21 protein-coding genes and 1 pseudogene are annotated in these 21595 nt (G+C 68.5%); 18 read left to right on the forward strand and 4 right to left on the reverse strand.

The window, feature by feature from the left end:
• Positions 1–30: 30 nt before the first annotated feature.
• The 8 genes from GON06_RS01330 to rplQ all read left to right on the forward strand — a co-directional run bounded on the left by GON06_RS01330 (position 31) and on the right by rplQ (position 5275).
• Positions 31–1281 carry a hypothetical protein gene (locus GON06_RS01330; RefSeq protein ID WP_332837055.1) on the forward strand — a complete coding sequence of 417 codons (1251 nt, stop codon included), beginning with the start codon at positions 31–33 and terminating at the stop codon, positions 1279–1281.
• Positions 1282–1446: 165 nt separating this feature from the next.
• Positions 1447–2112 carry a DsbA family protein gene (locus GON06_RS01335; RefSeq protein WP_157310502.1) on the forward strand — a complete coding sequence of 222 codons (666 nt, stop codon included), beginning with the start codon at positions 1447–1449 and terminating at the stop codon, positions 2110–2112.
• Between the two features lie 178 nt (positions 2113–2290).
• Positions 2291–2512 (forward strand): translation initiation factor IF-1, encoded by a 222-nt coding sequence (gene infA / locus GON06_RS01340; protein ID WP_018171468.1) that lies wholly within the window; start codon positions 2291–2293, stop codon positions 2510–2512.
• Positions 2513–2577: 65 nt separating this feature from the next.
• Positions 2578–2694 carry a 50S ribosomal protein L36 gene (gene rpmJ / locus GON06_RS01345; RefSeq protein WP_071644008.1) on the forward strand — a complete coding sequence of 39 codons (117 nt, stop codon included), beginning with the start codon at positions 2578–2580 and terminating at the stop codon, positions 2692–2694.
• A 140-nt stretch (positions 2695–2834) separates the two neighbouring features.
• Positions 2835–3209, forward strand: a complete 375-nt coding sequence (gene rpsM, locus GON06_RS01350; protein ID WP_116241763.1) for a 30S ribosomal protein S13 — start codon at positions 2835–2837, stop codon at positions 3207–3209.
• A gap of 27 nt (positions 3210–3236) precedes the next feature.
• Positions 3237–3635 carry a 30S ribosomal protein S11 gene (rpsK, locus tag GON06_RS01355; protein WP_071644012.1) on the forward strand — a complete coding sequence of 133 codons (399 nt, stop codon included), beginning with the start codon at positions 3237–3239 and terminating at the stop codon, positions 3633–3635.
• 122 nt (positions 3636–3757) lie between these two features.
• Positions 3758–4747, forward strand: a complete 990-nt coding sequence (locus GON06_RS01360; protein WP_116241764.1) for a DNA-directed RNA polymerase subunit alpha — start codon at positions 3758–3760, stop codon at positions 4745–4747.
• A gap of 27 nt (positions 4748–4774) precedes the next feature.
• Positions 4775–5275 (forward strand): 50S ribosomal protein L17, encoded by a 501-nt coding sequence (gene rplQ, locus GON06_RS01365; protein WP_157310503.1) that lies wholly within the window; start codon positions 4775–4777, stop codon positions 5273–5275.
• A 167-nt stretch (positions 5276–5442) separates the two neighbouring features.
• Here rplQ and GON06_RS01370 read toward each other — a convergent pair whose 3' ends face one another.
• Positions 5443–7020: an AMP-binding protein gene (locus GON06_RS01370; protein WP_157310504.1), complete on the reverse strand. Its 1578-nt coding sequence runs from the start codon at positions 7018–7020 to the stop codon at positions 5443–5445.
• Positions 7021–7058: 38 nt separating this feature from the next.
• Positions 7059–8327: a PAS domain-containing protein gene (locus GON06_RS01375; protein ID WP_157310505.1), complete on the reverse strand. Its 1269-nt coding sequence runs from the start codon at positions 8325–8327 to the stop codon at positions 7059–7061.
• A gap of 166 nt (positions 8328–8493) precedes the next feature.
• Between GON06_RS01375 and GON06_RS01380 the strand changes: the two genes are divergently transcribed.
• From GON06_RS01380 to GON06_RS01395, 4 genes are all read left to right on the forward strand, one after another.
• Positions 8494–9507, forward strand: coding sequence for a Bug family tripartite tricarboxylate transporter substrate binding protein (locus GON06_RS01380; RefSeq protein WP_157310506.1), 1014 nt, complete (start codon positions 8494–8496; stop codon positions 9505–9507).
• Position 9508: 1 nt separating this feature from the next.
• A complete protein-coding gene (locus GON06_RS01385; RefSeq protein WP_157310507.1) occupies positions 9509–10054 on the forward strand; it encodes a tripartite tricarboxylate transporter TctB family protein in 546 nt (181 codons plus the stop codon).
• On the forward strand, positions 10054–11601 hold the full coding sequence (locus GON06_RS01390) for a tripartite tricarboxylate transporter permease (RefSeq protein WP_157310508.1): 1548 nt from the start codon (positions 10054–10056) through the stop codon (positions 11599–11601). The genes GON06_RS01385 and GON06_RS01390 overlap by 1 nt, the downstream gene beginning before the upstream one ends.
• Positions 11602–11672: 71 nt before the next feature.
• A complete protein-coding gene (locus GON06_RS01395; RefSeq protein ID WP_157310509.1) occupies positions 11673–12464 on the forward strand; it encodes a sulfite exporter TauE/SafE family protein in 792 nt (263 codons plus the stop codon).
• Between the two features lie 58 nt (positions 12465–12522).
• Here GON06_RS01395 and GON06_RS01400 read toward each other — a convergent pair whose 3' ends face one another.
• Positions 12523–16317 (reverse strand): NPCBM/NEW2 domain-containing protein, encoded by a 3795-nt coding sequence (locus GON06_RS01400; protein WP_232528026.1) that lies wholly within the window; start codon positions 16315–16317, stop codon positions 12523–12525.
• 153 nt (positions 16318–16470) lie between these two features.
• Here GON06_RS01400 and GON06_RS01405 point away from each other — a divergent pair, with 153 nt between their 5' ends.
• From GON06_RS01405 to GON06_RS01425, 6 genes and pseudogenes are all read left to right on the forward strand, one after another.
• Positions 16471–16926: an FAS1-like dehydratase domain-containing protein gene (locus tag GON06_RS01405; protein WP_332837056.1), complete on the forward strand. Its 456-nt coding sequence runs from the start codon at positions 16471–16473 to the stop codon at positions 16924–16926.
• Positions 16926–17327 carry a MaoC/PaaZ C-terminal domain-containing protein gene (locus GON06_RS01410; protein WP_157310511.1) on the forward strand — a complete coding sequence of 134 codons (402 nt, stop codon included), beginning with the start codon at positions 16926–16928 and terminating at the stop codon, positions 17325–17327. Before GON06_RS01405 ends, GON06_RS01410 begins: the two co-directional genes overlap by 1 nt.
• On the forward strand, positions 17324–18328 hold a 1005-nt coding region (locus GON06_RS01415; RefSeq protein WP_332837057.1), incomplete at its 3' end, for a UDP-N-acetylmuramate dehydrogenase. The genes GON06_RS01410 and GON06_RS01415, both read left to right, overlap by 4 nt.
• A gap of 1 nt (position 18329) precedes the next feature.
• Positions 18330–18492, forward strand: a pseudogene (locus tag GON06_RS18610) (UDP-N-acetylmuramate dehydrogenase); the annotation flags it as partial.
• 20 nt (positions 18493–18512) lie between these two features.
• Positions 18513–19433: an AEC family transporter gene (locus tag GON06_RS01420; RefSeq protein WP_332837058.1), complete on the forward strand. Its 921-nt coding sequence runs from the start codon at positions 18513–18515 to the stop codon at positions 19431–19433.
• 23 nt (positions 19434–19456) lie between these two features.
• Positions 19457–19861, forward strand: coding sequence for a VOC family protein (locus GON06_RS01425; RefSeq protein WP_157310512.1), 405 nt, complete (start codon positions 19457–19459; stop codon positions 19859–19861).
• Between the two features lie 33 nt (positions 19862–19894).
• Here GON06_RS01425 and GON06_RS01430 read toward each other — a convergent pair whose 3' ends face one another.
• Positions 19895–21583, reverse strand: coding sequence for a glycoside hydrolase family 36 protein (locus tag GON06_RS01430; RefSeq protein ID WP_157310513.1), 1689 nt, complete (start codon positions 21581–21583; stop codon positions 19895–19897).
• Between the last annotated feature and the right edge of the window lie 12 nt (positions 21584–21595).

The raw sequence follows: 21595 nt of genomic DNA on the forward strand, positions 1-21595 counted from the left end.
CCGTGCGCCCCGCCCCTTACTGTGCGCGCGGTGCGTTGCGCGGTCGGGCAGGGCGGTGTGCCGCGAGGAGCCGTCGAGTTCCGCACGACCTTCTTGCGAGACCTTGACCTCTGCGTGAGACCCGCGCCCGGAGCGTTGGTTTCGTGCGGCGATCGGGAACTCGGTGACCGGGGACTCCTCCTCCACAGTGAGGGCGCTGCACATTGTTGTGCACGTCGAGAGCGGATGAGCGGATCGCCGACGGCAGCGGGTGGTCATGGACGTCAGGATGCTGGCATGTCGTTGCTCCTCTCAGAACGTGCCGAGATCGTCTCGCCACTGCCGCTGATGACCGTTCAGGATACTCGGATGCTGGGTATCCGGCTCGTTCCGAAGGTGTGGCGCCGTATTCGCCGCGGCGTGTACGTCGATCGCGCTGCCTACGACAAGTTGCAGCCGTGGAAGCGGTACGCCGTCCGTGTCCACGCGTTCGTGCGTGCGCACCCCGACGCTGTGCTCTGTCTCGAAAGCGCGGCGGTGTTCCACGGGCTTCCTCTGTTCGGTGAGACGCGTGACATCCACGTCTTCGCCGACGGCAGCGAGAAAGCGCGTCGGGTGGGCGACGTATGGGTGCACACCAGTGAGCATCCGCGGAGCATCGAGCGGGTAGGGGGCGCGCTGGTCACGTCGCAGATCGACACCGTGGCGGATCTCTGCCGCGTGCTGCCTATCGCGAAGGCGCTCTGTCTTGCCGACGCTGCGATCTCGCCGGTCCAGGGCGGCTCCGCCGCGATCGACGACGTCGTCGACCTGCTCGACGCGCAGACGAACAGGCGTGGCATCGCGCGTGCGAGATGGGTCTGCGACCACGCCGATGGATTGTCCGAGTCGCCAGGCGAGAGTGTCAGTCGTGCCGTCATCATCTGGAGTGGATTCGAAGAGCCGGAGCTGCAGCGCGAGTTCCACTACGACGGCTTCGAGGACCGCGTCGACTTCCACTTCCGATCGGTCAGCGCCATCGGTGAGTCCGACGGCTGGCAGAAGTATCGTCTCGGTGATCCGGAGGAGGCCGCGCAGAGACTGGTCGAAGAGAAGCGGCGCGAGGACAGGCTGCGCCGCCACGGGCATCCTTTCGGTCGCTGGGATCTCAGCGACGCGATGCAGGTGAAGCCGCTGTGCACCGCGCTGAAGGGTGCCGGGGTGCCCCAGACCCGCCCTCCGCAACCCGCAATGCTGGCCACGTTGCGCACGAGCCCGCGAGAACTGCCGCGAGTTCCGCGCGAGACCCCGAAAGCGGGGTGAGACCCGTGCACTCCACGTGGGTCTCACGCAGAACTCGGGGTCTCACGCGGAACTCGGCGGGAAGCCAGGGACCTTCATGCATTCACATGGAGCCCATAGCCGTCTGATGGGAGAATTGCGGGGATGCGGGCGTGCGGACGCCCCCTGCAGACAGAACGGAATGCAATGGCCAACGCCAAGAGCAAGACCAACTGGTTCGCCATCGGAGTGTCCATCGCGGTCGTGGTGGTGCTCGTCGTCCTCGGTGGCGTCGTGGTGTACCTGAACAACCAGGCGACAGCGCCCGACGCGATCAACCAGCCGCAGAGCTCGGTCGTGGACGAGAAGTCCGGCGCGATCACCTACGGCAAGGGCGAGACCACGGTCGACACCTACGTCGACTTCATGTGCCCGATCTGCGGTCAGTTCGAGGACGCCTACGGTGCGGCCCTCCAGCAGGCGGCGGCGGATGACAAGATCACGCTGAACCTGCACCCGATCTCGATCCTCGACCGCGCGTCGCAGGGCACCGAGTTCTCGACCCGCTCCGCGGCATCCGTGTACTGCGTCGCCGACGCGAACCCGGACGCCACCCTGGACTACTTCAACCTGCTGTTCAAGAACCAGCCGGCGGAGGGCAGCACCGGACTGACCGACGACCAGCTCGCCGACCTGGCGAAGCAGGCCGGCGCGGAGAAGGCCGCCTCCTGCATCAAGGACGGCACCTACAAGGGCTTCGTGACGGAGCAGACGACCAAGCACGACGTCAAGGGCACGCCGACCGTCGACATCAACGGCAAGCGTCTCGACAACAAGGACATCGCCGCGGAGCTCGCCAAGATCCTCGGCTGATCGTCCCCGCGAGAACGCGGATGCGGGCCACGGCACCGCATCCGCGTTCTGCATTTGCCGGATGCTCCGGAGCGGACTATCATAGATCTTTGGTGCCTTGCGCCTTCATCCGGCGTGTCCCGGCACCACCCATCCATCCACCGCAGATCGACCGATCTGCAGAAGCGTCAGCGAGGCTATGGCTAAGAAAGACGGTGTCATCGAGATCGAGGGCGTCGTGTCCGAGGCTCTTCCCAACGCGATGTTCCGCGTTGAGCTCAGCAACGGGCACAAGGTTCTGGCAACGATCTCCGGCAAGATGCGGCAGAACTACATCCGCATCATCCCCGAGGACCGCGTGGTCGTGGAGCTCTCGCCCTACGATCTGACCCGCGGCCGCATCGTCTACCGCTACCGCTGATCGGTCGAGAAGTAACACCCCAGGCGCTCGCGCCTGCCCGGTGAGGACAGCGAACAGGAAGAAACATGAAGGTCAACCCCAGCGTCAAGCCCATCTGCGACCACTGCCGCGTGATCCGTCGTCACGGTCGCGTCATGGTGATCTGCAAGAGCAACCCGCGCCACAAGCAGCGCCAGGGCTGAACGGGGCGCCCTCCGGGGCGGCCGGACAACTCAATATCTGAACAGGCAGGTCGGATCCCGCGAAAGCGGGGGACACCCCGGGTAGGAGGCCCGGGAAAGGATTCTGCTCCACACCTCCACAACACTCCAGGAGTTACCGCATGGCACGTCTTGCCGGCGTCGACATCCCGCGCGACAAGCGCGTGGTGATCGCCCTCACGTACATCTACGGCATCGGCCGTACCCGTTCGGTCGAGATCCTCAAGGCCACCGAGATCGACGAGTCGATCCGCGTCAAGGACCTCACCGACGACCAGCTCGTCGCACTCCGCGACCACATCGAGGGCAACTACAAGGTGGAGGGTGACCTTCGCCGCGAGGTTGCCGCAGACATCCGCCGCAAGGTCGAGATCGGCTCGTACGAGGGCATCCGCCACCGTCGTGGTCTCCCGGTCCGCGGTCAGCGCACCAAGACCAACGCCCGTACCCGCAAGGGCCCGAAGCGCACCGTCGCCGGTAAGAAGAAGGCCCGCTAAGCGGCCAGGGAATAGGAGAACACTTTCATGGCTGCACCCAAGGCCGCCGCGCGCAAGCCGCGCCGCAAGGAGAAGAAGAACATCGCGCTGGGCCAGGCCCACATCAAGTCGACGTTCAACAACACCATCGTCTCGATCACCGACCCGTCCGGCGCTGTCATCAGCTGGGCGTCGTCGGGTGGCGTGGGCTTCAAGGGCTCGCGCAAGTCCACCCCGTACGCGGCCGGCATGGCCGCCGAGTCGGCCGCCCGTCAGGCCGCCGAGCACGGTGTGAAGAAGGTCGACGTCTTCGTGAAGGGTCCGGGCTCCGGCCGCGAGACCGCGATCCGCTCGCTGCAGGCCGCCGGCCTCGAGGTGGGGTCCATCCAGGACGTCACCCCGCAGGCGCACAACGGCTGCCGCCCGCCGAAGCGCCGCCGCGTCTGATCTCGGACAGGGATGCCGGAACCGATCCATCGGGTCCGGCATCCCTTCCGCCGACTTTCGACAACTCAACACCTCACCCAACACATGTCATATAGCGGGCATGTGATCGAAAGGAACACATAGTGCTCATCGCACAGCGTCCCACCCTGAACGAGGAAAAGCTCGCCGACAACCGCAGCCGCTTCGTGATCGAGCCGCTCGAGCCCGGTTTCGGCTACACGATCGGCAACGCGCTGCGTCGCAGCCTCCTCTCGTCGATCCCCGGCGCCGCGGTCACCACCATCCGCATCGACGGCGTGCTGCACGAGTTCAGCACGATTCCGGGCGTGAAGGAGGATGTCACCGAGATCATCCTCAACATCAAGCAGCTGGTCGTCTCCTCGGAGCGCGACGAGCCGATCACCGCCTACCTGCGCAAGACGGGCGCGGGCGAGGTCACCGCTGCGGACATCTCCGCTCCGGCCGGCGTCGAGGTGCACAACCCCGACCTGGTGATCGCGACCCTGAACGACACCGCGAAGTTCGAGCTGGAGCTGACGATCGAGCGCGGTCGCGGCTACGTCTCCGCCTCGCAGAACCGCAACGAGTACGCCGAGGCCGGTCAGATCCCGGTCGACTCGATCTACTCGCCGGTCCTGAAGGTCAGCTACCGCGTCGACGCCACCCGTGCCGGTGAGCGCACCGACTTCGACAAGCTGGTCCTGGACGTCGAGACCAAGTCCGCGATCAGCCCGCGCGACGCCGTCGCATCGGCGGCGAAGACCCTGACCGAGCTGTTCGGCCTCGCTCGCGAGCTGAACGTCGAGGCCGAGGGCATCGAGATCGGCCCGGCGCCGGTGGAGGCTGTGCTCTCCAGCGAGCTGTCCATGCCGATCGAGGACCTCGACCTGTCGGTCCGTTCCTACAACTGCCTCAAGCGCGAGGGCATCAACACGGTCGCGGAGCTGGTCGCCCTCTCCGAGACGCAGCTGATGAACATCCGCAACTTTGGGCAGAAGTCGGTCGACGAGGTGCGCGACAAGCTCGTCTCGCTCGGTCTGTCGCTGAAGGACTCGGTGCCCGGTTTCGACGGAGCCCACTTCTACGGCGGCTCCGAAGACGAGTCCTTCTGATCCCCTTTTTCCCTGGAGTAAACGAATATGCCTAAGCCCACCAAGGGTCCCCGCCTCGGAGGCGGCCCCGCCCACGAGCGCCTGCTTCTCGCGAACCTGGCCGCGTCGCTCTTCGAGCACCGCTCGATCACGACCACCGAGACCAAGGCCAAGCGCCTGCGTCCGCTGGCCGAGCGTCTCGTCACGCTGGCCAAGCGCGGCGACCTGCACGCCCGTCGTCGTGCGATGACCGTGCTGCGCAGCAACAAGGATGCCGCGCACGTGCTGTTCACCGAGATCGCGCCGCTGGTCGCCGAGCGTGAGGGCGGTTACACCCGCATCACCAAGATCGGCAACCGCAAGGGTGACAACGCGCCCATGGCCGTGATCGAGCTCGTCCTCGAGCCCGTCACCCCGAAGAAGAAGGCCGCCAAGAAGGCTGCTGCCCCCAAGGCCGAGAAGGTCGAGGAGGCTCCTGCGGAGGAGACCGTCGAGGCTCCGGTCGAGGAGACCGCTGCCGAGGCACCCGCCGAGGAGAAGGCCGAGTAATTCTCGTCTGACGCAAGAAGCCCGCCACCCTTTCGGGGTGGCGGGCTTCTTCGCATCTGCCGCGCAGAAAGAAGCTCCGGTCTCACTCGTTGCGGGTGTTCGGGCAGAAACACCCGCAACGAGTGAGACCGGAGCGAGGGAAGGGCGGGTCGGACCCAGAACGCGGCTCAGACCCGGACGCGGAGGTCCTTGCGCAGGATCTTGCCCGAGCTGGACTTCGGGATGACGTCGATGAACTCGACCATGCGCACCTTCTCGTGGGGCGCGACGCGCCCTGCGACGAACTCCATGACGTCCTCGGCGCTCAGCTCGGCGTCCTGCTGCAGCACGATGAACGCCTTCGGCACCTCCTGGCCGTCGGCGTCGTTCGCGCCGATCACCGCGGCATCCGCGATCCGGGGGTGCTCCAGCAGCAGCGCCTCGAGCACGGCCGGCGCCACCTGGTAGCCCTTGTACTTGATGAGCTCCTTCAGGCGGTCGACGATGCGGAAGATGCCGTCCGAGGTGACCGTGGCGACATCGCCGGTATGCAGCCAGCCGTCTGCATCCAGCATCTCGGCGGTCGCATCGGGGCGGTTCAGGTAGCCGGTCATGATCTGGGGCCCGCGCAGCCACAGTTCGCCTGGCTCGCTCGCGCCCTCGGCCGGCGGCGTGACGTCGGAACCGGTCTCGGGGTCGACCAGACGCGCCTCGGTATTGGGCACCAGCGGGCCGATCGACGAGCGGTCGATGTCGGTGCGATCGACGGGGATGATGTTCGCGGCGGGGCTCGTCTCGGTCATGCCGTAGCCCTGCACCACGATGCAGCCGAGGCGGTTCGCGACCGCGCCGGCCAGCGCGCCGTCCAGCGGGGCCGCACCCGAGAAGATGACCTTCACCGCGGAGAGGTCGTACTGATCGACCACCGGATGCTTGGCGAGGGCGACCGCGATCGGCGGAGCCACGAACACCCAGGTGGTGCGGTGCTCCTGGATGATGCGCAGGAACTCCAGCAGGTCGAACTTCGGCATCGTGACCAGACCCGCGCGCTGCTTGAGTGCGAAGTCGAGGAGGACGGTCATGCCGTAGATGTGGAAGAACGGCAGCACGGCGAGCAGCCGGTCGTTCTCGTCGATGTCCGTGACAGGCCGCACCTGCTCGACGTTCGCGACCAGGTTCCGATGCGTGAGCATGACGCCCTTGGGGCGGCCCGTGGTGCCGGAGGAGTACGGCAGCACCGCGAGATGAGTCGCCGGGTCGAAGTCGATCTCCGGCGCCGGATGCCCCTCGGCGAGCAGGTCGCGCAGGCTCGGATGACCCTCCGCGCCGTCGAGCACGATCAGGCGCTCCGCCGGGATGCCGCGCCGCTCGGCGGCCGCTTGGGCGCCAGGCAGCAGCGGAGACACCGTGAACAGCCAGTCGGCTCCGGCGTCCTCGAGCTGATTCGCGATCTCTTCGGCGGTGTACAGCGAGTTGATGGTGGTCGCGGTGGCGCCGGAGCGCAGCACGCCGTGGAACACGGTGGCGAAAGCCGGGATGTTCGGGCACAGGATGCCGACGACACTGCCCACACCCACACCGCGGGCGGCCAGCGCACCGGCGAGCAGGTCGATCTGCGCGATCAGCTGCCGATAGGTCGTCTCGGCACCCGACATGCCGTCGACGATGGCGACCCGATCGAGGTCGGTGTCGTCGAGGCCGGCGAACAGGTACTCGTAGATCGAGACGTTCGGGATCTCGAGATCGGGGTAGGGGCTGCGGAACATGGTGATCTCCTTCGATCATCCCGTCGGGTATGCGTGATTCAGTGTCGCACGTACTGAGACGCAGTCTCAATAGGTCCGGTTGCGGAATCGTGGATCCGGTAGCGGCTGCCCGGCCGTCCGCGCGTCGAGTAGTCGAGCGAGCGCACCGCACGACCCGTGCTCGCGAGATGCTCGAGATATCGACGAGTGCTCACCCGCGAGATCTGCAGCACCTCGCCGAGCTCGGAGGCCGAGCAATCCGGATGCGCGGCGAGGGCGCTCGCCACCCGCTCCAGCGTCTCCGCGGACAGCCCCTTCGGCAGCCCCGCGCGCTGCCGGAACGCGATGATCGCATCGGCGGCCTCCACCCGCTGCACCACGTCGTGCAGCTCGGTGTGGTCGCGCAGCAGCAGGGTGGCATCCACCGCCGCCCCGCCGTCGCGGGCGCCGGTCGAGCGGGCCACCAGCACGCGCGCGCCGAGGATGACCGGGCGCCCGGCGTCCTCGCCCTCGCGCAGCACCTCGATCAGCTCAGCACCGAGTACGTCCTCGACCCGTGATCCGGTCAGAGCAGCGGCATCCGTGTCCAGGAACCGGGCCGCCGCGTCGTTCGCCAGCGTGATGACGCCATGCGCGTCGACCGTGATCACGCCCTCGCTCAGCCCGTGCAGCGTGGTCTCCTGGTTGCGCACCAGCGCGCTGATCTCGTCTGGCTCGAGGCCCTGGATGCGTCGCCGGATCAGCGCCGCCACCCAGGCCGAGCCGAACAGGCCGAGGAGCACGGCGGCGAGCATCGCCCCGATGATCCAGGCCAGGGTGCCGAAGAACTCCGCCTGGCCGTGCGACTCCAGGATGCCGACCGACGCGGTGCCGATCACCGCACCGTCCTGGAAGATCGGCACTTTCACACGCCACGTGGTGCCCAGGGTGCCGGTCTGCGTGCCGGTGTAGATCCTGCCGGACAGCGGCACAGATGCATCCGTCGAGACATGGTGACCGATCTTCTCGGGATCCGGATGCGAATAACGGATGCCGTCGGCGTTGGCGACGACGACGTACGTGAGGTCGGACGCCTTGCGGATGGCCTCGGCGAGCGGCTGGATGGTCTCGGACGGGTCTGCGTCGTCGAAGGCGCCGACCACGGCGGGCATCGACGCGATGGACTGCGAGACCGCCATCATCCGGTCCTCGTAGGCGTCGCGGATGGTGCCCCACTGCACGAACCCTGCGGTGATGCCGGCGATCAGGGTGACCAGGCACACGATCGCCGCCTGCAGCAGGAGCAGCTGTACGCGGAGCGTCATCTTCGACGCATGCGTCTTCGTCATCGAGGGCACACTCCATTGTCGCCGCAGGCGGGAACGCCCGCATCCGGGGTGACGACCATCTCGCGACCAATACTTTCGGAACGCGACCAATGGTTTCGCAAGCAGGACCGCGGCGGTCCGGCCGCTTACGTTCGACAGCGTCCCTGAACGCTCGAGGAGGAGCGCAATGAACAGAACCCGGATCACCCTGATCGCCGCCGCAGCAGCCGCGGCACTCGCCCTCACCGGATGCTCCACGCAGGGCGGCACGGCAGAGAAGCCGGCCGCCGACGGCGAGAAGTCCAGCATCACCGATGTGAAGATCATCGTGCCCGCCGATCCCGGCGGCGGATGGGACCAGACCGGTCGCGCGATGTCGAAGGTGCTCACCGACGACAAGGTCGTGAAGACCGCTCCGGTCAGCAACGTCGGCGGTGCCGGCGGCACGATCGGACTGGCACAGCTCGCCAACGAGAAGGACCCCGGCACGCTCATGGTCAACGGGCTGGTGATGGTCGGAGCCATCGAGACCAACGACTCGAAGATCCGCCTCGAGGACACCACGCCGATCGCCCGTCTCACCGACGAGGCGCTGGTCGTGGTCGTCCCGAAGGATTCCGAGTACAAGACTCTCGAGGACCTGGTCGAGGACATCGCCGACAAGGGGCAGGAGGTCACCGTGACAGGCGGCTCCGCCGGCGGCGCCGACCACATCCTCGCCGGGCTCCTGCTCGAAGAGGCGGGGCTGGACAGCACGGAGATCCCTCAGAAGCTCAACTACACGCCCAACGCCGGCGGTGGTGAGGCGGTCTCGCTGATCCTCGGCGGCAAGGTCGACGCCGGCATCTCCGGTGTGGGTGAGTTCCAGCAGCACATCGACAACGGCACCATGCGAGCCCTCGCCGTCTCCGGTGAGGAGCCGGTGGAGTCGCTTCCCGACGTGCCCACCATCACCGACGCAGGCTACGACGTCGTGCTCACCAACTGGCGGGGCGTGATCGCACCCGGCGGCATCTCCGAGGCCGACAAGGCGGAGCTGGTGCGCATCGTCACCGAGATGCACGACTCGGACGCCTGGCAGGCCGAGCTCGAGAGCAAGGGCTGGGCCGACGCCTTCCTCACCGGGGAGGAGATGGATTCGTTCGTGGAGCAGAACGTCGAGGACGTCACCGGCACTCTGAAGAACATCGGACTGATCTGACATGTCCGCCCCGATCACCGGGGCGAACCGGCCGGCCGAGGCGACTCGGCCGGCCGCACGGGTTCCGATCGGGGAACTCGTCTTCGCCCTGCTCATGCTCGCCCTCGGGGTCTTCGCCCTGGTCGGCGTGTTCTCGATCCACGTGCCGGTCGGCGTCACCGTCGGCCCCACGGTGTTCCCGATCTTCGTCTCCGTCACCCTGCTCGCCTCAGCGGCGGCCGTGCTCGTCGGCGTCCTGCGCGGCAGGCGAGCCGAGGTCGAGGACAGCGAGGACATCGATCCCGATGCGAAGACCGACTGGCTCACCCTCGTGAAGATCGTGGGCGCGCTCATCGCTCATCTGCTGCTCATCGACGTGATCGGCTGGGCTCCGGCGGCCGCCGTGCTGTTCGGTCTGGTCGCCTGGAGCCTCGGCGCCAAGCGCTGGTGGATGGCGTTCCTGATCGGACTCGTCGTCGGGCTCGCGGTGCAGATCGTGTTCGGCGGGTTCCTCGGGCTCTCGCTGCCCTGGGGGCCGGCGCTCGGGTGGCTGGGAGGGATGCTCTGATGGACAGCTGGAGCCTGCTGCTCGACGGTTTCGCGACCGCGATCCAGCCGCAGTATCTCGTGTTCGCCTTCCTCGGCGTGCTGATCGGCACGGCGGTCGGCGTGCTGCCCGGCATCGGCCCTGCGATGACCGTGGCCCTGCTTCTGCCGCTGACCTACACGCTCGACCCGACCGCGGCGCTGATCACCTTCGCCGGCATCTACTACGGCGGCATGTACGGCGGCTCGACGACGAGCATCCTGCTGAACACCCCTGGTGAATCGGCGTCGATCGTGACGGCGATCGAGGGCAACAGGATGGCCAAGCTGGGCCGCGGAGCGGCCGCGCTCGCCACCGCCGCCATCGGCTCGTTCATCGCCGGCACGATCGCCACGGTCGGGCTGACGCTGCTGGCCCCGGTGCTCGCGCAGTTCGCGGTGAACCTCGGGCCCGCCGACTACTTCGCGCTCATCGTCATCGCGTTCGTGACGGTCGGCGCGCTGATCGGCAGCTCGGTCTCGCGCGGGATGCTCTCGCTCGGAGTCGGCCTGTTCCTGGGGCTGATCGGCACGGACCTGCTCTCCGGTCAGCAGCGCTACACGCTGGGCCTGCCGGTGCTGTCGGACGGGATCGACATCGTGCTCGTCGCGGTCGGACTGTTCGCGGTGGGGGAGACGCTCTACATCGCGGCGAAGCTCCGCCACGGCGGCGTCGACGTCATTCCGGTGACCCGCGGATGGCGCAGTTGGATGACGCGCGAGGACTGGAAGCGCTCCTGGAAGCCCTGGCTGCGCGGCACGGCGATCGGCTTCCCGATCGGCACCATCCCCGCCGGCGGGGCGGATGTCGCGACGTTCCTCTCCTATGCCACCGAGCGCAAGCTCTCGAAGCACAAGCAGGAGTTCGGCCGCGGCGCGATCGAGGGTGTGGCAGGTCCCGAGTCCGCGAACAACGCGGCGGCCGCCGGCGTCCTGGTGCCCCTGCTGACGCTCGGGCTGCCCACGACGGCGACCGCGGCGATCATCCTCGTCGCGTTCCAGGCGTACGGCCTGCAGCCGGGGCCGCTGCTGTTCCAGAGCCAGCCTGCGCTCGTCTGGGCGCTGGTGGCGAGCCTGTACCTGGGCAATGTCATCCTGATCGTGCTGAACCTGCCGCTGGTGGGCATGTGGGTGAAGCTGCTGCAGATCCCGCGGCCGTACCTGTATGCGGGCATTCTCACGTTCGCCGCCTTCGGCGCGTACGCGCTGAACTTCGCCGTCGCCGACATCCTGATCCTCGTGATCGTCGGCATGCTCGGCTACTTCATGCGCCGCTACGGCTACCCGGTCGCGCCGCTCGTCGTCGGCATGATCCTCGGGCCGATGGCCGAGGAGTCGCTGCGCAAGGCGCTGCAGCTGAGCCAGGGTGACCTGACCACACTGATCATGCAGCCGTTCGCCGCGGCCGCGTACGGTGTGCTCGCCCTGCTCGTCCTGGGCGGGCTGTGGCTGCAGCGGCGGCAGCGCCGCTACGAGCGGCAGCTCACCGAGACGATCGCGGTGCCGATCCACGCCGACCAGGAGATCTGAGCCGTTCCGGGCCCCACGCCCTCGCCGACACGCGGGCGTGGGGTCTCGTCGCGGAGCAATAGGCTGGGCGGATGCGCGACGAGCAGACGACCACCCGGGGCGCCCGGGCGTACCTGTCCTACATCGGCATCGGGCTCGCGGCCGGCATCCTGTCCGGCCTGTTCGGCGTCGGCGGCGGCACGGTCATCGTGCCGCTGCTCGTCCTGCTGCTCGGCTTCGATCAGCGCCGCGCGGCAGGCACCTCGCTCGCCGCGATCGTGCCGATCGCCAGCGTCGGCGTGATCTCGTACGCCGTCTCGGACTCGGTCGCGTGGATCCCCGCGCTGATCCTCGCGCTCGGCGCCGTGGTGGGTGCGCAGATCGGCACACGGCTGCTGCCGCGGATGTCGCAGCGCACGCTGCTCTGGGGATTCGTCGGCTTCATCGCCGTGGTCATCGTGAGCCTTTTCCTGATCGTCCCGTCGCGCGAGGCCGAGCTCGACCTCACCTGGATGACGGGGCTCGTCCTCGTCGTCGTCGGCGTGTTCACCGGCATCCTGGCCGGGCTGATCGGCGTCGGCGGCGGCATCATCGTCGTGCCCGCTCTCATGCTCGGCATGGGCGTCAGCGACCTCGTCGCGAAGGGCACCTCGCTGCTCATGATGATCCCGACCGCGGTCTCGGGCACCGTCGGCAACCTGCGGCACAAGAACGTCGACCTCGTCGCCGCCGCGTGCGTCGGCGTCTCGGCGTGCGCCACGACCGCGCTCGGCGCGCTCTTCGCCGCGCGCATCGACCCTTTCGCCGGGAACGTGCTGTTCGCGGTGTACCTGCTCTACATCGGGTACCAGATGGCACGGAAGGCCATGCGCGCCAAGAACTAGCATCCGCACAGCGAGGCGCCCCTCGGAACGGACTCCGAGGGGCGCCCCTGTCAGCCGGTCACTCGCAGGTGAACAGGGCGTCGCCCCACACGCCGTGCGCGCCGTTGATGCTTCCCGGTGCGTTCACGTTGAGGTCGATGTACTGCACTCCGGTGACGTCCACGTCCACCTGCTCCGGGGCGAAGCCCGGGGTGAAGGTGCGGGACTGGTAGCGGTTCACGCCGTCGGTGTCGACGGTGAAGATCACGTTGCCGGCGAAGCCCTTCTCCAGGCCCACCGAGGCCGTGAACGTCTTGCACTTGCCGCCGAGGTAGTACGTCACCTTCGATGCCGCGTGCACACCGAGCCCCTTGGCGTACGTCGGGCTCTTCCCCGTGTCGGGATCGACGTAATTGATCGCCAGGGGCAGATCCGGCGAGGTCGCCGAGTCCTTGTTGGCGACGTCCTTGCCGATCACACCCCAGCCGTTCGTGGCGCTGATCCAGCCCAGATCCGACGCGTAGACCTTGCCGGACGGCGCCGGCGGCATGGGCTGGTCGACGACCTTCCAATCGAAGATCTTCAGCCGGCTCTCGGTCGGGAGCACCACGTACGCGAGCTCCTTTGCCGGGTTCAGCCGCACGAGGTTCGAGTACACCTGGTACCTGCCGGTGGGGTACTCGTACACGTTCGGGTTGTTGCCGTTGTTGCGTCCGAGGCTGGTGATCGCCACGCTCGCCCCTCCCAGGCCGGATGCCTGCGGCAGCCAGTTCGGGAAGAACACGTTCTGCTTCGAGACCGTGCCGTCGGCGTAGTGCAGTTCCAGCGCGGGGTTCACGCCGCCGCCGGATGCCGCGGAGGCGAGCACCGCGAGGTGCGTGCCCTTGCCCGTCAGCGCGATGGTCTGCCCGGCCGGCGAGACGGAGTCCTTCGCACCGGACGGATTCGGCCAGGTGTAACCGATGGCCGCGTCACCGGTTCCGACCGTGACAGTGGAGCCAGGAATGACCCCGGCCCGTTCCAGGGCCTCGGCCGAGAAGGTGGCGCCGCCGCCGTCGAAGTCACCCGCCTTCGCGGTGGTGAGCGTGGTCACGGAGTCGGCGTTGTACGCCCCGGCCAGCGACCCGTAGGCGACGTAGAGCTGGTTGGCTCCTGATGCCTGCTGCGCGGTCTTCTGCGCGGTGTAGTCGGCGACCACGGTCACGGTCTGCAGGTCGGCGGCCGCGGCATCCGTGACCTTCACCTCGAACGTCGCAGTCAGCGATGCACCGGGTTCGACCAGGGGCGCCTTGTCGCCCTTGGCGGACACGAGGTTCCACCCCTCGGGCAGCTGCGGGGCGAGGGCGATGTTCTCCTTCTTCTTGGTGCCGGTGTTGCGGAAGGTCGCCTCCACCGTGGTGGTGTCGCCCTGGAACACGCGGTCATCGAGTCCGACCGAGACGGATGCCGCGGTGAGATCCGCGTCCCGTCCTCCGACGGCGCTGGTCGCTGCGAGCACGATCTCCGCCGAGGCGGAGGACGCGAGGGCGGGCACCTTCACGACGATGACGCCGCCGGCGTCCTCCGCGTCGAAGAACCAGCCGGAGGATGCGGCATCCAGCGCCTCGCGGGAGGCGGCCTGCTTCAGGCCCTTGCCGTCGACAGAGACGTTCGCCGGCGCGGAGCCGGTGTGCGCCTCGATCACGTACGGCCGGGCATCGGCCTTGCCGTCGTACGATCCGGCGCGCTTGCCGATGCCGATCGTGACGGAACCCTTCTTGCCGGCCTCCGGGGCATCAACGGTGAACTCCTGGGTGCTGGAGGCGCCGTCGGCGTAGGCCCGGGTGACCTGGTCGTCCTCGTAGAGCGAGAACGCGCTCTTGCCCTGTGGGAACAGCGAGAGTGTGACGGGGGAGTCCGCCGGCACCAGCGACGCGTTCCGTGCCGTGACGCCCTGCGGAACCAGCGCGCCGGCGCGCACGAAGATCGGCAGCCTGTCGAGCGGAGCCGGGTGCCCGTTCAGCACCTGTCCGCCCTCGTGCACCTCGCCGGTCCAGAAGTCCACCCACTGGGAGCCGGCGGGCAGGTAGATGCCGTTGCGCACCTCGGTCTTCGTGAACACCGGGGCGACCAGGTAGTCGCTGCCGAGCAGGAACTCGTTGTTCGCCTCGACGCTGTACGAGCCCGCGTCCTTCGGGTACTCCAGCGCCAGCGACCGCATCATCGGCAGGCCGCTGCGGTGCGATTCCGCTGCGAGCGTGTAGATGTAGGGCATCAGGCGCTGCCGCAGCTGCAGGTAGCTGCGGTTGATCTTCGTCGCCTCGTCGCCGTACAGCCAGGGCCGTTTGTCGACCGACGCCCAGCCGCTCATCGAGTAGAGCGCGGGGGCGAAGGCCTTCCACTGCAGGTCGCGCACGTAGCTCTCCGGCGAGCCTCCGAAGATGCCGTCCACGTCGCCGGTGGAGAACGCGAGACCCGAGTTGCCGGCACCGGTCAGTGCGGAGATCTGCCAGCGCACGGCGTCGAGATTGCCGGAGTGGTCACCGGTCCACTGCATGCCGCAGCGCTGGGAACCGGCCCAGCCCTCGACCATGAGGGCCGTGCCGCGGGCGTCCGAGTACTTCTCGATGCCGTCGTTCGCGGCCTCGCAGCCGGTCAGTGCCATCCGGTAGCCGGAGCCCACCCAGGCGACGTCGAGCTTGCGCAGCCGGACGCCGGCCTCGCCGACCTCGTACTCCTGGTTCGTCAGCGAGCGCTGGGTCCACAGGCCGGTCTTGAGCCCGGTCTCCTCCTCGATCGCCTGGACCGTCTCGGGCAGTTCCTGATACTCGCAGCCGTAGCCGTCGTTGACCAGCATCCATCCACCGGGCATGTCGTTCTCGACGAAGCCCTTGGCGACCTCGAGCGCCTGCGGGGTGCGCAGTTTCGACGGCGTCTTGGTGCCGGTGTAGGTCGGGCTGGAGCGGTTGTAGCAGTCGGCGTCGCCGTACTCCAGGGCGTACACGGGCGGCATGAACGGCCGGCCGGTGAGCTGGGTGTACGACTCGAGCGACTGCTCGTAGTCGCCCACGAAGTAATAGGCGTCGAAGCGGCGCTCCTGGTGCGTGGTGGTGTGCTTCGCGAAGTCGTAGGTGCCCTTCGCGAACGTGTTGCGCAGCACGCCATATCCCTCGGAGGACATGTAGTACGGCACGGCGTTGGGGTAGCCGTCGTCGTCCCAGTCGAAGTTGTTGGCGATGTTGATGACGGATCCGGTGTGGATCGAGCGGCCGTTCTGCATGCCGCCGCCGAGGATCTGCTCGCCGTCCTGACCCTCGAGGTGCTGGGTCGCCGAGTTCTTGCCGAACGTGATGGCGGCGGACTCGGTGAAGATCGTCGAGCCGTCGGCACGGGTGGCGGACACCGCGCCGGTGGCGCGGTCGATCGACACCGTGACGGTCTTCGACGCGATGCTGATCACATCGCCCTCGCCGACCGAGACGTCGGCGCCCTCGAAGGTCTTCGCACCCACGACGATGTCGGCGGTGCGCGCGGGGTCGTTCTGCGGCGTGTTCGCCGGGTCGGTGAAGGAACCGCTCGGGTCGGCCTCGAGTCGGAAGGTGCCGTTCTCGAGGAACGTCACGCGCATCGCGCCGTGCTCGGCGGTCAGCGTCACGGAGGCGCCGTCGCGCTGCACGTCGGTGATGGCGCCGATCGAAGTGCCCGTGCCGTCGACGGGGACCTCCGGCGAAGCGGGCTTCGGCGTGATCGGGGTGGGGGCGGACGCCGCGGTCGCGGCGGCGGGGACGGGGGATGCGGCGGCGGCTCCGACCGAGGTCAGCCCGATGCCGGTCACCCCCAGGGCGATGGCGAAGCCGAGCGCGCTGAGGCGCCGGCGACAGGATGGTGAGTTCAACTTCATCGTCTCCTCAGTGGTGATTGTTTCTGCATCTGTGGGCGCAGAAACAATCACATGGAAGCATGAATGCGCGGTAAGGGTCAAGGATCTTCCGGATTGTCCCGGTCTCGCGCCGAGGATGCGGAACACGCGCCCGGATAGGATCGAGAGGTGCCAGTGAACCCAGAACTGGTCGGCAGGGAGTTCCCGCCGACGTCCCCCTACCTCGTCGGACGTGAGAAGGTGCGCGAGTTCGCGCGTGCCGTCTTCGCCGATGCCCCCGTGCACACCGACGTCGACGCCGCACGCGCCGCCGGCTACGCCGACGTCGTCGCTCCGCCGACGTTCGCGATGGTCATCCAGGACCACACGCTGCAGCAGCTGCTCGCGCTCGAGGATTCCGGCATCGTCCTGGCGCGCACCATCCACGCCGAGCAGAGGTTCACGTACACCCGGCCCATCGTGGCCGGCGACGAACTCACCGGGCAGCTGCGGGTCACCGGCATCCGCACGCTCGGCGGCAACGCCATGATCACCAGCGAGGCCGAGATCGCCGATGCGGGCGGCGCGCACGTCGTCACCGCGACCAGCGTGCTGCTGGTGGGCTCCGAGCGAGAGGGGGAGTGATGGCCGCCTTCACCGTGGGAGACGCCATCGCCGAGCGCACCGTGCATCTGACGCGCGAGTCGCTGGTGCGCTACGCCGGAGCATCCGGCGACTTCAACCCGATCCACTACCGTGACGACGTCGCGGCCGAGGTGGGTCTGCCCGGCGTGCTGGCGCACGGGATGCTGACGATGGGGCTCGCCTCGTCGGTCGTGGTGTCCGCCCTCGGCGATGTCGCCAAGATCGTCGACTACGGCGTCCGGTTCACCAAGCCGGTCGTCGTCGACCCGCAGGACGGCGCCGACGTGACCGTCGTCGCGAAGGTCGCCGCCGTCGACGAGGAGACCGCGCGGATCGACCTGAAGGTCACGCACGGCGACACGACCGTGCTGGCCAAGGCTCAGCTGCGCGTGGCGCTGTGACGGAGATCACGCCGATCCCGCTGCGCACGCTGACCACGCTGCGCACCGGCGGCGCCCCCGAGCGCATGCGCGAGGCCACCACCACGGCCGAGCTGATCTCCGAGCTGCAGCAGGTCTGGGCCGCCGGCGACGAGTGGTTCGTGCTCGGCGGCGGATCGAACCTGTTCGCCGGCGACGCCGGTTTCGAGGGCACCGTCATCCGCGTGCTCACCCGCGGCATCGAGGAGATCCCCTCGCCGCACGAGGGCCGCGTGCGGCTGCGCGTGCAGGCCGGGCACGACTGGGACCACCTGGTCGCCTACGCCGTCGAGCGCGGCTACGCCGGCATCGAGGCGATGAGCGGCATCCCCGGCACCGTCGGCGCCGCCCCCGTGCAGAACGTGGGCGCCTACGGGCAGGAGATCCAGGAGACGCTCGTCGAGGTCGAACTGCTCGACGAGTACGCGGACAGCCCCGTCATCGTCCCGGCATCCGAGCTGGCCCTCGGCTTCCGCACCTCCGTGCTCAAGCACCACTACGGCGGGGTGCCGCAGCGTCGTGCCGTGATCCTCAGCGTCACCCTCGACCTCGCCGTCACGGACGGCACGCGCGTGGTGCGCGGGGAGCAGCTGCGCCGCGCGCTCGGCCTCGAGGACGCGAGGGCCGTGCCGCTGTCCTGGGTACGCTCCACGATCCTCGAGACCAGGGCGAAGAAGGGGATGCTGCTGAACCCCGACGACCCCGACACCGCGAGCGCCGGGTCGTTCTTCCAGAACGCCATCGTGCCCGAGTCCGTCGCGCGCACGCTGCCGCCGGAATGCCCGCGCTGGCCCGTCACGCCCGACCTCGACGCGGTCACCGTGATCCCGCTCTCCGGGTTCACCGGCGCCGTGCCGCCGCTCGCGGCCGCGCAGGCCGACGTGAAGGTCAGCGCCGCGTGGCTGATCGAGCACTCCGGCATCCGCAAGGGGTTCAAACTGCCTCGGTCGCGCGCCGGCGTCTCCACCAAGCACGCCCTCGCCNGCGCGCCGGCGTCTCCACCAAGCACGCCCTCGCCCTCACCAACCGGGGCGGCGCCACTGCCGCCGAGGTGTCGGAGCTGGCCCGGTTCATCCAGAGTCGTGTGCACGCCGAGTTCGGCCTGCTGCTGCAGCCAGAGCCGGTGCTCATCCAGGTCGAGCTCTGAGCTCGTTCTAAGCTCGAGGGGTGCTCGACACTCTCACCGGATTCGCCGTCGTCGGGCTGGCGATCGCCGTCGGGTACGTCATCGGCCGCATCGACCTGCTCGGCGCGCACGCGCGCGAGGTGCTGAGCCGGCTGACGTTCTTCGTGCTGTCGCCGTTCCTGCTGTTCACCGTGCTGGCCCAGGCGGATGCCCGGGTGCTGTTCTCGTCGCTGCTGCCGGTGTCGGCTGTGGCAGCCGTCGTCGTGATCGGGCTGTACGTGCTCGTGGCGAAGCTGGTCTGGCGGCGGTCCGCGGGCGAGACGGTCATCGGCGCGCTGTCGGCAGGCCAGGTGAACTCGAACAACATCGGCATCCCGCTCTCGCTCTACCTGCTCGGCAGCGCGGCCTACCCGGCGCCGGTGATCCTCATGCAGCTGCTGGTCTTCACGCCCATCTCGCTGACGATCCTCGACACGGTGACCGGCGGGCGCACATCGTTCGGGCGCACGGTGCTGCGCACCGCGACCAACCCGATCATCCTCGGATCGGCACTCGGCACCCTGGTCTCGGTGCTGGGGATCGAGCTGCCGCCGATCGTCATCGATCCGGTCACCCTGCTCGCGAACGCCTGCGTGCCGGTGCTTCTGATCAGCTACGGCATCTCGCTGCACGGACAGCGGGTGCTCGGCGCAGCAGGGCGCCGGCGCGACGTGCTGCTGGCGAGCACGCTGAAGCTGCTCGTCATGCCGGTGATCGCCTGGCTGGTCGCGCAGTTCGTGTTCGGACTCTCGGCGCACGAGGTGCTCATCGTCGTGGTGCTGGCGGCGCTGCCCACCGCGCAGAACGTCTTCAACTACTCGCAGCGGTACGACGTCGGCGAGGCCATCGCCAGGGACACCGTGTTCATCACCACCGTCGGATGTATCCCCGTGCTGCTCGCCGCCACCGTGCTGCTCGGCTGACGTCAGGGCGTACGCTCGCAGACATGAGCGGACTCGTGCCCTACCTCCTGTTCCCCGGAACCGCAGCCGAGGCGCTGCCGTTCTACCAGTCGGTGTTCGGCGGTGAGGTCGCGCTGTTCACCTACGAGCAGTTCGAGCGCACCGACGGCCCCGGCGATCAGATCGCGCACGGCATGCTCACGGGCGGTCCGGTCGAGATCTCCGGTGCGGATGCTGGAGCAGACGACGACGCCGTGCACATGAACGGCATGTTCTTCTCGCTGCTCGGCACCGCTGACCCGGAGACCCTGACGCGCTGGTTCGCGCAGCTGGGGGAGGGCGGTCGCGTGATCGATCCTCTGCAGCAGCGCCCCTGGGGCGACCACGACGGCACGCTCGTCGACCGCTACGGCGTGCGCTGGCTGATCGGCTTTCACCCGGAGGGCTGAGCGCTCGAGCAAGGGGCGCTCAGCTCACGGAGGTCAGGCCAGCTCGAGCACGCTCCATGGGACCATGTCGATCAGTCCGTCGGACGTCAGGCCGAAGCGCGCGCCGTCACCCGAGGCGACCCGGTACGGCAGAGCGCTCCCCGCGGTGCCGTTGATCACGACAAGGCGGTCGACGCCGTCGAGGTCGAGGTCGAGCATCCGCTCCTGGTACGCAGCAACCACCAGGGTGCCGGCCAGGCGGGAGGCGACCACCGGGTAGCCTTCGCCGGGCAGACCCGCTGAGATCTCGCCGCGGATCAGCACGTCGCGCAGCCTGTGCCAGATCTGCAGCAGATCGCGCACGCGCTCGACCTGCTCGGTCGGGAGCGCGGCCATCGGCATCGAAAGCTGCGGCACCGAGAAGAACGCGTTCAGCAGCTGCCTGGCGGGGGCGTCGACGCCGGCGCGCGGGTCCCACATGATCGGGTCCGCGTGCACCACCTGATCCGTGGCGAACAGGCGCAGATCGACCGTGCGCCGGCGGTTCTGATCGGCATCGGCGGGGCAGTCCGTCGCTCGGATGACGTCGGCATACCCCGCGATCGCGGGCGAGACGTAGGGCTGGCGGTACTCGATCAGCGAACCGGGGCGGGCCAGCTCGGCAGCATCCGAGATGTCGGAGAGCAGCACCCGCATCGCCTCGCCGACGTCGTCGATGTCGCCAGGCGACGGCGTGCCGGCGTAGACCATCGCGTTGTTCAGGAAGTCGACCTTGAGGCCGTCCAGTGCATAGTCCGACATCAGCCTGGCGCATGCGCCGGCGAGATGACGTCGCACCTCGGGGATTCGCGGGTCGAGCACGTGCGCGCGCAGGCCGCCGGAGTAGTGCGGCGCGTACCCGGCCAGCTCGGCGAACGCGTCGCTCTGCGGCCCCAGCAGCAGCGGCGCCACCCAGAGCACCACGCCCATGCCGGCGTCGTGCAGCTCGTCGACGGTGTCGCGGAAGTCCGGGAACTTGGCCTCGTCGGGCACCCAGTCTCCGCAGCCCGCATACCAGCGGCCGTCGCCGAGTCGCTGCCAGCCGTCGTCGATGAAGATCGACCTGCATCCGATCTCGTGCGACCGCAGGGCCTCGTCGCGCACGATGTCGGCCGAGATCCGCTGCGAGTACGAGTACCACGTCGAGTACACCGGTTCGAGGGAGTACGGCGACACCGTGTGCACGGGCCGTCCGTCATGCAGCCGGCGTGACAGCGCCCGCACCGCGTCGGCGTAAGCCGCCTGCTCGGCGACGAAGAGCAGGGTGATGACGCCGTCGTCGTCCGCGAGTGCGGGCTCGACGGCGATGCGGACGACGAACGACTTCGATTCCTCCGAGACGCCGTACTCGATGCGGCCGGTGGGCACCAGGCTGTCCAGCGCGAAGCCGAGCTGAGCGGAGCCGTCGACATCGCACAGCACCAGCAGCGGCACCGAGCGCACCGCCCCGAAGGACTCGGAGCCGGCCCAGTCCGCGGGAAGCCCGCGGATCGAATCCGCCCCGGCGTGCCAGACACCGGAGGCGTTGCCGAGGGGACCCTCCAGCATGATCTGCCCCGGTTCCTCCGCGCTCAGGCGGATCTCCGTCAGGTCGCCGACCTGATCGGCGGAGAGGATGCGGCATCCGCCGCCGGTGCCGAGCGAGAATCCGCGCGTGAGCGGCGTCCACTGGACGCTGTCGAGGTCGTTGTCTTCGAGGAGCACAGATGGTCCTTT

This window comes from Microbacterium sp. MAH-37 (assembly GCF_009758255.1).
GTDB lineage: Bacteria > Actinomycetota > Actinomycetes > Actinomycetales > Microbacteriaceae > Microbacterium.

Coding starts and splice junctions, on each gene's coding strand:
- GON06_RS01410 (WP_157310511.1), top strand. CDS start 16,926: ATGGCCGCCTTCACCGTGGGAGACGCCATCGCCGAGCGCACCGTGCAT.
- rplQ (WP_157310503.1), top strand. CDS start 4,775: ATGCCTAAGCCCACCAAGGGTCCCCGCCTCGGAGGCGGCCCCGCCCAC.
- GON06_RS01385 (WP_157310507.1), top strand. CDS start 9,509: ATGTCCGCCCCGATCACCGGGGCGAACCGGCCGGCCGAGGCGACTCGG.
- GON06_RS01390 (WP_157310508.1), top strand. CDS start 10,054: ATGGACAGCTGGAGCCTGCTGCTCGACGGTTTCGCGACCGCGATCCAG.
- GON06_RS01395 (WP_157310509.1), top strand. CDS start 11,673: ATGCGCGACGAGCAGACGACCACCCGGGGCGCCCGGGCGTACCTGTCC.
- rpmJ (WP_071644008.1), top strand. CDS start 2,578: ATGAAGGTCAACCCCAGCGTCAAGCCCATCTGCGACCACTGCCGCGTG.
- GON06_RS01370 (WP_157310504.1), bottom strand. CDS start 7,020: ATGTTCCGCAGCCCCTACCCCGATCTCGAGATCCCGAACGTCTCGATC.
- rpsM (WP_116241763.1), top strand. CDS start 2,835: ATGGCACGTCTTGCCGGCGTCGACATCCCGCGCGACAAGCGCGTGGTG.
- GON06_RS01425 (WP_157310512.1), top strand. CDS start 19,457: ATGAGCGGACTCGTGCCCTACCTCCTGTTCCCCGGAACCGCAGCCGAG.
- GON06_RS01380 (WP_157310506.1), top strand. CDS start 8,494: ATGAACAGAACCCGGATCACCCTGATCGCCGCCGCAGCAGCCGCGGCA.
- GON06_RS01375 (WP_157310505.1), bottom strand. CDS start 8,327: ATGACGAAGACGCATGCGTCGAAGATGACGCTCCGCGTACAGCTGCTC.
- rpsK (WP_071644012.1), top strand. CDS start 3,237: ATGGCTGCACCCAAGGCCGCCGCGCGCAAGCCGCGCCGCAAGGAGAAG.
- infA (WP_018171468.1), top strand. CDS start 2,291: ATGGCTAAGAAAGACGGTGTCATCGAGATCGAGGGCGTCGTGTCCGAG.
- GON06_RS01335 (WP_157310502.1), top strand. CDS start 1,447: ATGGCCAACGCCAAGAGCAAGACCAACTGGTTCGCCATCGGAGTGTCC.